Here is a 12,707-nt window from a genome sequence, read left to right on the forward strand (position 1 = left end):
TAACCACAAGTCATCGGAGTCTTTTTCAACAGACACCCGTTCGGTCCTCCAGTGAGTGTTACCTCACCTTCAACCTGCTCATGGCTAGATCACTAGGTTTCGGGTCTAATACAACGAACTTGACGCCCTATTCAGACTCGCTTTCGCTACGCCTTCGCCTATCGGCTTAAGCTTGCTCGTTAAATTAAGTCGCTGGCCCATAATACAAAAGGTACGACGTCACCCAGAACGTATCTTGGGCTCCGTCTGTTTGTAGGTGTCCGGTTTCAGGTCTATTTCACTCCCCTCGTCGGGGTGCTTTTCACCTTTCCCTCACGGTACTGGTTCACTATCGGTCGCTGAGGAGTACTTAGGCTTGGAGGGTGGTCCCCCCGTGTTCAGACAGGATTACACGTGTCCCGCCTTACTCGTGGATACATCATCGCATTACTCGTACGGGGCTATCACCCTCTGAGGCCCTGCTTTCCTGACAGGTTCCGATTGTCTTTGATGTATCACTGGCCTGGTCCGCGTTCGCTCGCCACTACTAACGGAGTCTCGATTGATGTCCTTTCCTCCAGGTACTTAGATGTTTCAGTTCCCTGGGTTTGCTTAAAACCTCCTATTTTATTCGGAGGTCTCATACCTTCTCTTGATAACCGGAAATCCAAAACCTCGCGGTTTGATTTCTCGCATTTCTGGTCGAACCCCAACACACAAGGTCTTGGAGTTCCGGCTATCGAAGGTGGGTTTCCCCATTCGGAAATCCGCGGATCAAAGCTTCTTCGCAGCTCCCCACGGCTTATCGCAGCGTAGCACGTCCTTCATCGCCTCTCAGCGCCAAGGCATCCACCGAACACCCTTAAGGCACTTGATTGCTCTCATTATCAATGTCCACACACTCGGCAGAATGTTGTCTGCACAACTGCCCGAAGACCGAAGTCCCAGGCGCGCATCCTCGATGAATGCGATTGCGCAGCCGGACATTGACTAGAAAGACCAGCTTGCTTCGTAAGATCGGCCCGATAGCGAGGCGGTCAAGCTTCGCTAAAAGAGATCATTTACAACTCGCATCCAATCTCACGATTGAAAGCGAGCGCCGAAATGATCCCGGAGATAATGAATGGCTCAGGCGAATTGCTTCGCTTGATCCAAACTCGGATCGATCTCCTCTTTACGATGTCAGAAAACACGCACGTCACCGTCCATCCGGACCAATGAGTGCGAAGTGATGTTTCGCGGACGATTGAACGAGGCATTATCGAGCTTCAATTCCATCTGGTGGAGCCAGACGGGATCGAACCGACGACCTCATGCTTGCAAAGCACGCGCTCTCCCAGCTGAGCTATGGCCCCGTACCAGAAGACGAATGCTCCGCACTCGATCAAAATGGTGGGCCTGGGAAGACTTGAACTTCCGACCTCACGCTTATCAAGCGCGCGCTCTAACCAACTGAGCTACAAGCCCCTAACACGAGAGACATGCCGGCGCGCACTCGACCTGAAGTCGGTGCACCGCACAGCGCTCAGCCCCTGGCGCGTGTTCGTCCGCGAAGAAAGAGAAACGAAGACGGCGAAATCCCGCCAATGGAGCTCAACAATCCTGAAACTGTTGGCCCCTGAATGTTTCTAAAACGATCCGATAGATAGCGTGAGCTGATCTGAAGGATCATCCTTAGAAAGGAGGTGATCCAGCCGCAGGTTCCCCTACGGCTACCTTGTTACGACTTCACCCCAGTCGCTGACCCTACCGTGGCCGGCTGCCCCCTTTCGGTTAGCGCACCGTCTTCAGGTAAAACCAACTCCCATGGTGTGACGGGCGGTGTGTACAAGGCCCGGGAACGTATTCACCGTGGCGTGCTGATCCACGATTACTAGCGATTCCAACTTCATGGGCTCGAGTTGCAGAGCCCAATCCGAACTGAGACGGCTTTTTGAGATTTGCGAAGGGTCGCCCCTTAGCATCCCATTGTCACCGCCATTGTAGCACGTGTGTAGCCCAGCCCGTAAGGGCCATGAGGACTTGACGTCATCCCCACCTTCCTCGCGGCTTATCACCGGCAGTCTCCTTAGAGTGCTCAACTAAATGGTAGCAACTAAGGACGGGGGTTGCGCTCGTTGCGGGACTTAACCCAACATCTCACGACACGAGCTGACGACAGCCATGCAGCACCTGTCTCCGGTCCAGCCGAACTGAAGAACTCCGTCTCTGGAGTCCGCGACCGGGATGTCAAGGGCTGGTAAGGTTCTGCGCGTTGCGTCGAATTAAACCACATGCTCCACCGCTTGTGCGGGCCCCCGTCAATTCCTTTGAGTTTTAATCTTGCGACCGTACTCCCCAGGCGGAATGCTTAAAGCGTTAGCTGCGCCACTAGTGAGTAAACCCACTAACGGCTGGCATTCATCGTTTACGGCGTGGACTACCAGGGTATCTAATCCTGTTTGCTCCCCACGCTTTCGTGCCTCAGCGTCAGTATCGGGCCAGTGAGCCGCCTTCGCCACTGGTGTTCTTGCGAATATCTACGAATTTCACCTCTACACTCGCAGTTCCACTCACCTCTCCCGAACTCAAGATCTTCAGTATCAAAGGCAGTTCTGGAGTTGAGCTCCAGGATTTCACCCCTGACTTAAAGACCCGCCTACGCACCCTTTACGCCCAGTGATTCCGAGCAACGCTAGCCCCCTTCGTATTACCGCGGCTGCTGGCACGAAGTTAGCCGGGGCTTATTCTTGCGGTACCGTCATTATCTTCCCGCACAAAAGAGCTTTACAACCCTAGGGCCTTCATCACTCACGCGGCATGGCTGGATCAGGCTTGCGCCCATTGTCCAATATTCCCCACTGCTGCCTCCCGTAGGAGTTTGGGCCGTGTCTCAGTCCCAATGTGGCTGATCATCCTCTCAGACCAGCTACTGATCGTCGCCTTGGTGAGCCATTACCTCACCAACTAGCTAATCAGACGCGGGCCGATCTTTCGGCGATAAATCTTTCCCCGTAAGGGCTTATCCGGTATTAGCTGAAGTTTCCCTCAGTTGTTCCGAACCAAAAGGTACGTTCCCACGCGTTACTCACCCGTCTGCCGCTGACATATTGCTATGCCCGCTCGACTTGCATGTGTTAAGCCTGCCGCCAGCGTTCGCTCTGAGCCAGGATCAAACTCTCAAGTTGGACTTGAAACCTTGAACCGGCTGATCACAACGTTTGACGAGGTCCCACCATTCTTCACCGGCCGAAACCGGCAAGCTGCTGACGATTCACATCGTGTGCAGCGATGGTGTAACCTTTAAAACGTGTACCGCCGAAGTCTTTCGTCCACTCTCAGAAGTCAAAAGCCGAAGCTTTCAAGTATTCCGAGAGACGCAAGGACTCCGCCGTCCACGTTTCTCTTTCTTCATCTTTACTTGTCAAACAGCCCGGGATCTGGCGACCCCACACCCTTAGAGGGTGGTTCTACCCTTCACCGGCCGACGATGAACTTCAACCGATTGATGTCGGTTGTTGTGTCACTCATCGAAGTGAGGAGCATCAGTGGCGCGTTCGCTCGCCTTGGTCAGTGACCCGGCGGCGCCGCGCTCAGTGGTTGGTTTATAGTCCGCCCCCCTCGGGATTGTCAACGGCCATTGTCAACAAATCGTCGCACGCCCAAATCGCTTGTGCAGTGCGAAGAAATTCTCGTGCTTTCCGTGGCTTAGGTCGGAGGTAAAAATTCGTCATCCAACCCTCGCGGCAAAAAACTTCAAAAAAAGTTTGTCACCGGGGAGCCCGCGAGGCCCTCCAAAATGGGTTCCAACCGCCCCCGGGCCGGGCGGCGGGCATCGACCTGCTTTCAGGCAGCTTTTCCACCTCAAATGCCGCACTTGAGCCACAATCCTGCGACGTTCTGGCTATAACGAATGCATTGAACCGCTCGTAACCTGTGGGGGCACGGGTGGTTTTTCTGGGGGACCAGGCGATTTTCTCCAAGAACCCGTCGCCTCTTCTCCTTCGCGGTCGAGCAACATCGAGAGATCTGCACACCATTGACGTTCGAGATCGCGGCTAGCTAATGGCCATCGGCTTCTCGAATTCGATGCGTGTGGCTCGCCACACTGCCGAGATCCCTCGTCACGGGATCAAGGTGGGGACAAGGACGAGCTGAGGTCGATCGCAGTTGCTGGAATTTGGGGGGATATCGGGTTGAGCCAACGGGCGTCACGCGGAAGCGGCATTGGGCGCGAGACCGGGATGATCGATCTCGGTCACGAACCGCCGCTTTCGGTCGACGGCACCGAGGCCGCGGTGATTGACCGCCGCCGCGTCTCCGTTCAATGGTTCAGCGGCACCATTCTGACTGGTCTATGTGGCGCGGCCCTGATCGGCGGCGCCGTTTTTGCGTCGCTCGACGGCGAGATGACCTTCGCCAAGGTGCCGGAGCGCGTCGAAGGCGCGCTGCGCGGCGCGTTCACCGGCAATGATCGCGTCGTCAGCCTGCACAAGGGCGACCGCCTGCCGCCGCCCAGCGAATCCTCCGCCTCCCGCAGCCTGGTGCGCGTGTCGACCGTGACCCGCGTCGGCAATCGCGACGTGATGCGGGTGCGGCCCTTCATCCGCATTTCCGGCAATCTCTCGATGACCACGAGCGATCTGTCGGCAAAAATCCCTGCGTTCAACGCGCAGCGTCTGCTGACCGATGTCGGCTCCGACACGCCGGCGGCGGCCGAGGATCCGAATGCCGCGGCCGAGCCCGACGCCGAGGTCTCGTTCGTCACCAAGGATCTCGGCTCCGTGCTGCCGAAGGCCAAGCTCGCCGCCGTCGTCGCGCTCGACGACGTGCTGATGCGGGTCCGCGACGCCGCCAACTGGCGCGGCTCCGGCGGCTCGGTGCGCTACGCTTCCCTCGCCAATGCCGCAGCTGACGCGGGTGGCGCCGGCCCCGACATGAGGATGGCCTACGCCACCGAGGGCAACACCTCCGATCCCTATGCCGGCTTCGAGACCCGCGTGGTGCCGGAGAACGTCACCCTGCTGCCGAAGACCAAAGAGCAGGTCACCGGTGGCAATCCGGTCGGTGAACGGGTTCACCTCGTCAAGAAGGGCGACAGCATCACCTCGATCCTGCGCGATCAGGGCGCAACGCCCGACGAGGCGAAGGCGATCGCCGCAACGCTCGGTCCGCGCGGCCGCGAGGGCGGCCTGAAGGAAGGCCAGAAGGTACGAATCCTGATGGCGCCGGCCGCTCCCGGACCGAATGTCAGGCTGCAGCCCTATCGCGTGATCGTCGCCAACGAATCCGTCATCGAGGCCGTCGCCGCGCTGTCCGATCTCGGCAAATACGTTGCCGTCGACGTGCAGAGCATGAACACCGTCACCGAGACCGCCGACAATTCCAGCGACGAAGACGAGGATGATGGCAGCGGCGTGCGGCTCTATCAGAGCATTTACGAGACCGCGCTGCGCAACAAGGTGCCGCCGACCGTCATCGAAGACATGGTCAAGATTTACTCCTACGACGTCGATTTCCAGCGCAAGGTACAGCCCGGCGACTCGTTCGACGTGTTCTTTGCCGGCGAGGACGAGGGCGTCACCAGCACCGAAAAGACCGAAGTGCTCTACGCCGCGCTGACCGTGGGCGGCGAAACCAAGAAATACTACCGATTCCAGAGCTCGGACGATGGCCTCGTCGACTACTATGACGAGACCGGCAAGAGCGCGAAGAAGTTCCTGGTGCGCAAGCCGGTCAACAACGCGATCATGCGTTCGGGCTTCGGCGGCCGCCGCCATCCGATCCTCGGCTATGTGAAGATGCACACCGGCGTCGACTGGGCCACCGCCTACGGCACGCCGATCTTCGCTTCCGGCAACGGCGTGCTCGAGAAGGTCGGATACGAGGGCGGTTACGGCAAATATATCCGCATGAAGCATGCCAACGGCTACGAGACGGCCTACGGCCACATGTCGGCCTTCGCCAAGGGCATGGAGATCGGCAAAAAGGTGCGGCAAGGCCAGGTGATCGGATTCGTCGGCTCGACCGGCCAGTCGACCGGCCCGCACGTCCACTACGAAATCCTGGTCAACGGCCGATTCGTCGACCCGATGCGCGTGAAGCTGCCGCGCGGCCGTTCGCTCGAAGGCCCGATGCTGGCGAACTTCGAGAAGGAGCGCGACCGGATCGAGGCCCAGATGTCCAGCCGCGGCAGCTCGCGAATCGTCTCGGACGCCACCAGTTCCACGTCGCAGACCCGCTCCATCACCAACCGCTGATGATGCGATAGGGCGCCAGTTCCATCAGATTTCGCCCGTGAGATGGGAACCGGAACGGCGACCATCCAGTTGATTCGTCTGTGAAACCTCCAATGGAGGGTGTCATGGAGAACTGGATGAACGCAAAACTGTGCGATGTCGCTAACCTGATCCTCGGCGCGATTCTCTTCCTATCGCCGTGGCTGTTCAAGTTCGACGCCGGAACGGTTTCCACCAACGCCTACATCGTCGGCCTCGCGATGGCGGTCCTTGCGATCGCCGCGCTCGCGGCATTCGCGGTCTGGGAGGAGTGGCTGAACCTCATCGTCGGGCTTTGGGCGCTGGTCTCGCCCTGGGTCCTGGGTTTCCAGGGAATGACCACCGCGACGACCGTGCACGTGGTGATCGGCATCGCCGTCGCGGTCCTTGCGGCGATCGAGCTCTGGGCGATGTCCCACCATCCGCCTCGGCTCACGACGCACAGCTGAGGCCTTGAACTGATCCATCCCTACCCGCTGGCGCGGATCGCCGGCGGGGAGGGTTTGGTTGCGCTCAACGAAGATATGCACAAGGATTTGCACCATGACCCAGCTCACCCGCGACGATGTGCTGAAGGCCGTCGGCCACACCGACGACGTCACGATTGCCAGGATCATTGCGTCGGGAGCAACCATCACCGAGCTTGCCGAGGCGCAGGCCTGGCTCGCCAACGACGAACCGCTGATCAATGCCGGCAGGCCGCTGGCCACCGGCCGTGCCCGCGAACTGGTCGATATCCTTTCCGAGCTCGAGTCCGCCGAGGACGACGAGCCCGCCAGCCCTTCGCCGCCGATCGTCCCGCAGGAGTGATTCGCAAATGAATATCCTCCCCGCGACCTGCGGGGAGGATTCTGGTGTTGCGCCGTCAGTTCAGCTTGCGCCTCGAGACCGGGGCCTCGAACTGCACGATCTCGGCCGTCTTGGGCACCTGACCGTTGAAGGTCAGCACGTTGCCCTTCTCCGAGATCACCACGTGATCGCCGTCCTTGACCTCGCCGCCGAGGATCATCTCGGCCAGCGGATCCTGCACGCTGCGCTGGATCACCCGCTTCAGCGGGCGGGCGCCGTAAGCCGGATCCCAACCCTTCTCGGCGAGCCAGTCCCGCGCCTTGGCGTCCAGCGTGAGCTCGATCTTGCGATCCTCGAGCAGCTTGGTCAGCCGCGCGAACTGGATCTCGACGATACGGCCCATCTCGCTCTTCTGCAGGCGGTGGAACAGGATGATCTCGTCGATGCGGTTCAGGAATTCCGGCCTGAAATGCGCCCGCACGACGCCCATCACCTGATCGCGGACCGCCGCAGTGTCCTCGCCTTCCGGCTGATTCACCAGGAATTCCGAACCGAGGTTCGAGGTCATGATGATCAGCGTGTTGCGGAAGTCGACGGTGCGGCCCTGACCATCGGTCAGGCGGCCGTCATCGAGCACCTGCAACAGCACGTTGAAGACGTCGGGATGCGCCTTCTCGATCTCGTCGAACAGCACGACCTGGTAGGGCCGGCGCCGCACGGCTTCGGTCAGTGCACCACCCTCGTCGTAGCCGACATAGCCGGGAGGCGCGCCGATCAGTCGCGAGACCGAGTGCTTCTCCATGAACTCGGACATGTCGAGGCGGACCATCGCGGTCTCGTCGTTGAACAGGTCAGCGGCGAGCGCCTTGGTCAGCTCGGTCTTGCCGACGCCGGTGGGGCCTAAGAACATGAACGAGCCGGTCGGCCGGTTCGGATCCTGCAGGCCCGCGCGGGCACGGCGCACGGCGGTTGCCACCGCACGCACGGCTTCGGCCTGGCCGACGACGCGCCTGGCGAGACTGTCCTCCATTTTCAGGAGCTTGTCCTTTTCGCCCTCGAGCATCTTGTCGACCGGCACGCCGGTCCAGCGCGAGACGACCTGCGCGATGTGGTTGGCGGTGACCGCCTCCTCCATCATCTCGCCGCCGTTCGGCTTGCTGTTCGCTTGCGCCTCGATCTCGACGAGCTTCTTTTCCAGCTCGGGAATCCGGCCATAGGCCAGCTCGCCCGCCTTCTGGAATTCGCCGCGACGCTGCGCATTGGCCAGCTCGACGCGGAGCGCATCGAGTTCGCTCTTCAGCTTCTGGGCATTGGAGAGCTTGTTCTTCTCCGCGCTCCAGCGCGCCGTCAGCGCCGTCGACCGCTCCTCGAGCCCTGCGAGCTCCTTCTCCAGGGTCTGCAAGCGGCTCTTGGAGCCGGCATCGTTCTCCTTCTTCAGCGCCTCCTGCTCGATCTTCAGCCGGATGATGTCGCGATCCAGCGAATCGAGCTCTTCCGGCTTGGAATCGACCTGCATCTTCAGCCGCGCTGCCGCCTCATCCATCAGGTCGATGGCCTTGTCGGGCAGGAAGCGGTCGGTGATGTAGCGGTTCGACAGCGTGGTCGCGGCCACCAGCGCGGAGTCGGTGATGCGCACGCCGTGATGCTGCTCGTATTTGTCCTTCAGGCCGCGCAGGATCGAGATGGTGTCCTCGACCGTCGGCTCGCTGACATAGATCGGCTGGAACCGGCGGGCCAGCGCCGCATCCTTCTCGACATGCTTGCGGTACTCGTCGAGCGTGGTCGCACCGATACAGTGCAGCTCGCCGCGCGCGAGCGCCGGCTTCAACAGGTTGGACGCGTCCATCGCGCCATCGGTCTTGCCGGCGCCGATCAGCGTGTGCATCTCGTCGATGAACAGGATGATGCCGCCCTCGGCGGTCGAGACCTCCTGCAGGACGGACTTCAGCCGCTCCTCGAACTCGCCGCGATATTTCGCGCCGGCGATCAGGGCGCCCATGTCGAGCGACAGCAGCTTCTTGTCCTTCAGGCTCTCCGGCACGTCGCCGTTGAGGATGCGCAGCGCCAGGCCCTCGACGATCGCGGTCTTGCCGACGCCGGGCTCGCCGATCAGGACGGGATTGTTCTTGGTCCGCCGCGACAGCACCTGGATGGTACGGCGGATCTCCTCGTCGCGGCCGATCACCGGGTCGAGCTTGCCGTCGCGCGCAGCCTGGGTCAGATCGCGGGCATATTTCTTCAGCGCGTCGTAGGCGTTCTCGGCAGTCGCACTGTCGGCGGTGCGGCCCTTGCGCAGCGCTTCGATGGCCGCGTTCAGCTTCTGCGCCGTGACGCCGCCCTTGCTCAGGATCGAGGCGGCCTCGCTGCCCTTCTCGAGCGTGAGCCCGAGCAGCAGCCGCTCGACGGTGACGAAACTGTCGCCGGCCTTGTCGGCAGCCTTTTCCGCCGCATCGAAGGCACGCGCCAGCTCCGGCGACAGGTAGACCTGCCCGGCACCATTGCCAGAGACCTTCGGCAGCTTGTTCAGCGCCTCTTCGGTCGCTTTCAGGATTGCTCTGGAATTGCCGCCAGCGCGGTCGATCAGACCGCCGGCGAGCCCCTCATTGTCGTCCAGCAGCACCTTCAACAGATGCAACGGCGAGAACTGCTGGTGACCGTCGCGCATTGCGAGCGATTGGGCAGACTGGATGAATCCGCGCGCGCGCTCGGTGTACTTCTCAATGTTCATTCGTTTTCCCTCGGCCTGCCGTCACCACCCATTCAGGCATGGTTCCGGCATCTTCATTGGGTTTCCGCGGGCCGCGTTGACGTCCTCAACCAGCCTCTGGTCGTCGCCATCATTTTTCAGGCTTGCCGCAGATGTGGGCACTTGGTTCCAAAACGGAAGAGCCGCAGTCTGCGATTTCGCCCGATGAAGCTCAGCGCCGCACGATGGCGACAAGGTAGCGGCAAGGCTGAGCCGTTTCGTTACGGAAGACGATGTCCGACGGCGGACCAAGCTCGACGCGGTCACCCGCAGCGAGCTCGTGGCGTTCCGCCCCTTCCATCAAAGTGAGGCGGCCGCTGATGACCCACACCACCTCGCGGACCAAGTGATAGGCGCTGGCGGGGAAGCCGGCTTCCTGTCTCGCGGGCAGCTCGATCTCCACCAGCTCCAGCGGATTGGCCGGATGCAGGAACACCTGCCGCCGCAGATAGGCCGCCTTCGGATCGCGCCATACCGGCTGATCCTTGGCCCGCTGCAGGCGGGAATTGTGTGAGGCAATCTCGAACAGCGCGGCCATGGTCAGGCCATAGGCGGTGGCGATCCGCGACAGCGTCGCCGCCGTCGGGCTTGCCTCCGCCCGCTCGATCTTGCTCAGCATGGCCTTGGACACGCCGGCCCGCCCGGCGAGGTCCGCCAGCGACCAGCCGCGGCCCTCCCGTTCGGCGCGAACCCGCCGCCCGAGAGCCTCATCGGCCTTGTCCTCTATAATTGACATATCGTCTTATATAGTAGACGATATGGTCCATTCAAGAGGCCCGTCAAGGAACCACCGATGATTATCCGCCCCGCCACCGAGCAGGACATCCCTGCGATTACCGCGATCTTCAATGAGGCGGTCGCCAATTCGAACGCGATCTGGACGGAGAAGCAGGATTCCGACGCCGAGCGGCTGGCCTGGATGAAGGCCCGGCTGGCGCTCGGCTATCCGGTGCTGGTGGCCGTCGAGGGGACGACGGTGCTCGGCTACGGCACATTCGGCGACTTCCGGGCCTTCCCAGGCTACCGCTACAGCGTCGAGCACAGCGTCTATGTCCATGCCGATCATCGCGGCCGCGGCCTCGGCCGGATCATCGTCGACGAACTGATCGCCGCGGCCACCGCGCTCGGCAAGCACGTCATGATCGCCGGCATCGACGGCGGCAATCCCGCATCGCTCCGGCTGCACGCGCAGGCCGGCTTCGTCGAGGTCGCCCGGATGCCGGAGGTCGGACGCAAGTTCGGCCGCTGGCTCGATCTCGTGTTCATGCAGCGCCTGCTGGACGCTCCTGGAGCGGCGCGCGCCGACTAGTACCTTCCCGCGGCCGGCAGTTCTCCTCGCCCGCCAAACAGGCTAGAGCGAGCGGATGGACAACGCACAGCCCTCCTCCGCCAGGATCACCGGCATCTACCGCTATCCCGTCAAGGGCCTCACGCCCGAGCCGCTGCCGCACGCAGAGCTCAAGGCCGGCGAGACGCTCCGCTCCGATCGCCGCTATGCGATCGAGAACGGCCCGAGCGGCTTCGATCCCTCGGCGCCGAAGTGGCTGCCGAAGCCGCATTTCCTGATGCTGCAGCGGGACGAGTGGCTGGCGCCGCTGCGCGCCCAGTTCGACGATGACAGCCACGTGCTGACGCTGCGCCGGGATGGCGCGATGGTGGCCCAGGGCGACCTGGAGACCGCGGAAGGCCGCGCGGCAATCGAGCGTTATTTCGCGGACCGTCATACCGGCCAGATCAAGGGACCGCCCAAGGTGCTGGTCAGCCCGGGCCACAGTTTCTCCGACGTGCCGCGCAAGGTGGTCTCGATCATCAATCTGGCCAGCCTGCGGGCGATCGAGGAGATGGTGCAGGCGCGGGTCCATCCGCTGCGCTTCCGCGCCAATCTCTATGTCGAGGGCTGGCCGGCCTGGCATGAAGCCAGCCTGCTCGACCAGACCATTGCGATCGGCAGCGCGCGGGCCAGGGTGGTGAAGCGCATCACCCGCTGCGCCGCGGTCAATGTCGATCCCGATACCGGCGCGCGCGACCTCTCGGTGCCGAACATGCTGATGCAGCGCTTCGGCAACAATGAATGCGGCATCTATGCCGAGATCATCAGCGATGGCGGCGCCGCCGTCGGCGACACGATTGCCGCCGAAGGACCCGTCGCGTCGTAGGCGGGGCAAGGCGCGTGCGCGCCCTGCCCCGCTTTCGACCGGTCAGTTCGTCGGCATCACATAAGCGTAGATCCGGCCGCGCGAGACCGGCGCCTCGCGGACGCGGTGGCCGCTGTTGCCGGAGATCATGATCGGATTGCCCTTGGCATCGACGCCGGTGATGATGCCGACATGCCCCCCGCCGCGGCGGCTCATCACGGCGATGGCGCCGACCTGCGGTCCCGAAACGCGCGTGCCGTATTTGGCGAACGAGCTCGCCATGTCGGAGCCGGTGCCGCGATGGCCGGTGTGCTGCAGCACCATGTTCATGAAGCGTGCGCACCACAGGCTGGAGCGGTCGGTCGGATTGCCGCCGAGATAGCGGCGCGCCTCGGCGACGATGCCGGACGAGCCGAAGCCGCCTGCCGCGCTGACGCCGCCGGTGTTGGGCACGGGGTCAGCGCTGCCGGGCAACGGCGCTGCGTTGGTTTCGACGATCCCGCCCGGCTGCGCGAGTGCGCGGCGCTCGGCGCGCGACAGCCGCGCTGTGTGCCGATAGTGATGGCGGGCGTAGTGACGCGCGTGATGGCCGGCATGGGCCGAATGCGCGTGACGTAAATGATGCGGACGGGCGGATGCCGGAGCGGCGGAGATCACGGCGAGAGTGAGCGAACACAGAGCCAGCGCCAAAACACGAAGCGACCGGCGACACGCAAGCAACTGAACCATACTTCACTAGATCCTCTGTAACGCCCCCCAATTCCCCGTCGCGTTCCTAGGGGAACACGGCGGTGGTTTTGA

General features: G+C 62.1%; 8 protein-coding genes, 2 tRNA genes and 2 rRNA genes (1 of these 12 cut by a window edge). 5 read left to right on the forward strand and 7 right to left on the reverse strand.

What is annotated here, in order from left to right:
• The 4 genes from ACE10X_RS39640 to ACE10X_RS39655 form a co-directional block, all read right to left on the reverse strand.
• Nucleotides 1-856: ribosomal RNA gene (locus ACE10X_RS39640) — 23S ribosomal RNA — on the reverse strand (it extends 1,990 nt beyond the left edge of the window).
• A 402-nt stretch (nucleotides 857-1,258) separates the two neighbouring features.
• A tRNA-Ala gene (locus ACE10X_RS39645) sits at nucleotides 1,259-1,334 on the reverse strand.
• A gap of 35 nt (nucleotides 1,335-1,369) precedes the next feature.
• A tRNA-Ile gene (locus ACE10X_RS39650) sits at nucleotides 1,370-1,446 on the reverse strand.
• Nucleotides 1,447-1,657: 211 nt separating this feature from the next.
• Nucleotides 1,658-3,146 (reverse strand): 16S ribosomal RNA (locus ACE10X_RS39655).
• Together the 16S and 23S rRNA genes with 2 tRNA genes alongside form the textbook arrangement of a ribosomal RNA operon.
• 1,008 nt (nucleotides 3,147-4,154) lie before the next feature.
• Between ACE10X_RS39655 and ACE10X_RS39660 the strand changes: the two genes are divergently transcribed.
• The 3 genes from ACE10X_RS39660 (at nucleotide 4,155) to ACE10X_RS39670 (ending at nucleotide 7,046) form a co-directional block, all read left to right on the forward strand.
• Nucleotides 4,155-6,218, forward strand: a complete 2,064-nt coding sequence (locus ACE10X_RS39660) for a M23 family metallopeptidase (RefSeq protein ID WP_038385288.1) — start codon at nucleotides 4,155-4,157, stop codon at nucleotides 6,216-6,218.
• Between the two features lie 104 nt (nucleotides 6,219-6,322).
• Complete coding sequence (locus ACE10X_RS39665) at nucleotides 6,323-6,685, forward strand: SPW repeat protein (RefSeq protein WP_038385305.1); 363 nt, start codon at nucleotides 6,323-6,325, stop codon at nucleotides 6,683-6,685.
• 94 nt (nucleotides 6,686-6,779) lie between these two features.
• Nucleotides 6,780-7,046: a hypothetical protein gene (locus ACE10X_RS39670; RefSeq protein ID WP_038385289.1), complete on the forward strand. Its 267-nt coding sequence runs from the start codon at nucleotides 6,780-6,782 to the stop codon at nucleotides 7,044-7,046.
• 55 nt (nucleotides 7,047-7,101) lie between these two features.
• Here ACE10X_RS39670 and clpB read toward each other — a convergent pair whose 3' ends face one another.
• Nucleotides 7,102-9,753 (reverse strand): ATP-dependent chaperone ClpB, encoded by a 2,652-nt coding sequence (gene clpB, locus ACE10X_RS39675; protein ID WP_038385290.1) that lies wholly within the window; start codon nucleotides 9,751-9,753, stop codon nucleotides 7,102-7,104.
• Nucleotides 9,754-9,943: 190 nt separating this feature from the next.
• On the reverse strand, nucleotides 9,944-10,507 hold the full coding sequence (locus ACE10X_RS39680) for an XRE family transcriptional regulator (protein WP_038385291.1): 564 nt from the start codon (nucleotides 10,505-10,507) through the stop codon (nucleotides 9,944-9,946).
• A 57-nt stretch (nucleotides 10,508-10,564) separates the two neighbouring features.
• On the opposite strand from ACE10X_RS39680, the gene ACE10X_RS39685 reads away from it, so the two are divergent.
• Together ACE10X_RS39685 and ACE10X_RS39690 are read left to right on the forward strand one after the other, a co-directional pair.
• Complete coding sequence (locus ACE10X_RS39685; protein WP_038385292.1) at nucleotides 10,565-11,080, forward strand: GNAT family N-acetyltransferase; 516 nt, start codon at nucleotides 10,565-10,567, stop codon at nucleotides 11,078-11,080.
• A gap of 55 nt (nucleotides 11,081-11,135) precedes the next feature.
• Nucleotides 11,136-11,927 carry an MOSC domain-containing protein gene (locus tag ACE10X_RS39690; protein ID WP_038385293.1) on the forward strand — a complete coding sequence of 264 codons (792 nt, stop codon included), beginning with the start codon at nucleotides 11,136-11,138 and terminating at the stop codon, nucleotides 11,925-11,927.
• A gap of 42 nt (nucleotides 11,928-11,969) precedes the next feature.
• Here ACE10X_RS39690 and ACE10X_RS39695 read toward each other — a convergent pair whose 3' ends face one another.
• Nucleotides 11,970-12,635, reverse strand: coding sequence for a TIGR02594 family protein (locus tag ACE10X_RS39695; RefSeq protein WP_038385294.1), 666 nt, complete (start codon nucleotides 12,633-12,635; stop codon nucleotides 11,970-11,972).
• Between the last annotated feature and the right edge of the window lie 72 nt (nucleotides 12,636-12,707).

This window comes from Bradyrhizobium sp. Pha-3 (assembly GCF_042258325.1).
GTDB lineage: Bacteria > Pseudomonadota > Alphaproteobacteria > Rhizobiales > Xanthobacteraceae > Bradyrhizobium > Bradyrhizobium elkanii.

Bases quoted from the DNA above. Each gene is read 5' to 3' on its own strand.
- ACE10X_RS39665 (WP_038385305.1), top strand. From the start codon at position 6,323: ATGGAGAACTGGATGAACGCAAAACTGTGCGATGTCGCTAACCTGATC.
- ACE10X_RS39670 (WP_038385289.1), top strand. From the start codon at position 6,780: ATGACCCAGCTCACCCGCGACGATGTGCTGAAGGCCGTCGGCCACACC.
- clpB (WP_038385290.1), bottom strand. From the start codon at position 9,753: ATGAACATTGAGAAGTACACCGAGCGCGCGCGCGGATTCATCCAGTCT.
- ACE10X_RS39680 (WP_038385291.1), bottom strand. From the start codon at position 10,507: ATGTCAATTATAGAGGACAAGGCCGATGAGGCTCTCGGGCGGCGGGTT.
- ACE10X_RS39685 (WP_038385292.1), top strand. From the start codon at position 10,565: ATGATTATCCGCCCCGCCACCGAGCAGGACATCCCTGCGATTACCGCG.
- ACE10X_RS39690 (WP_038385293.1), top strand. From the start codon at position 11,136: ATGGACAACGCACAGCCCTCCTCCGCCAGGATCACCGGCATCTACCGC.
- ACE10X_RS39695 (WP_038385294.1), bottom strand. From the start codon at position 12,635: ATGGTTCAGTTGCTTGCGTGTCGCCGGTCGCTTCGTGTTTTGGCGCTG.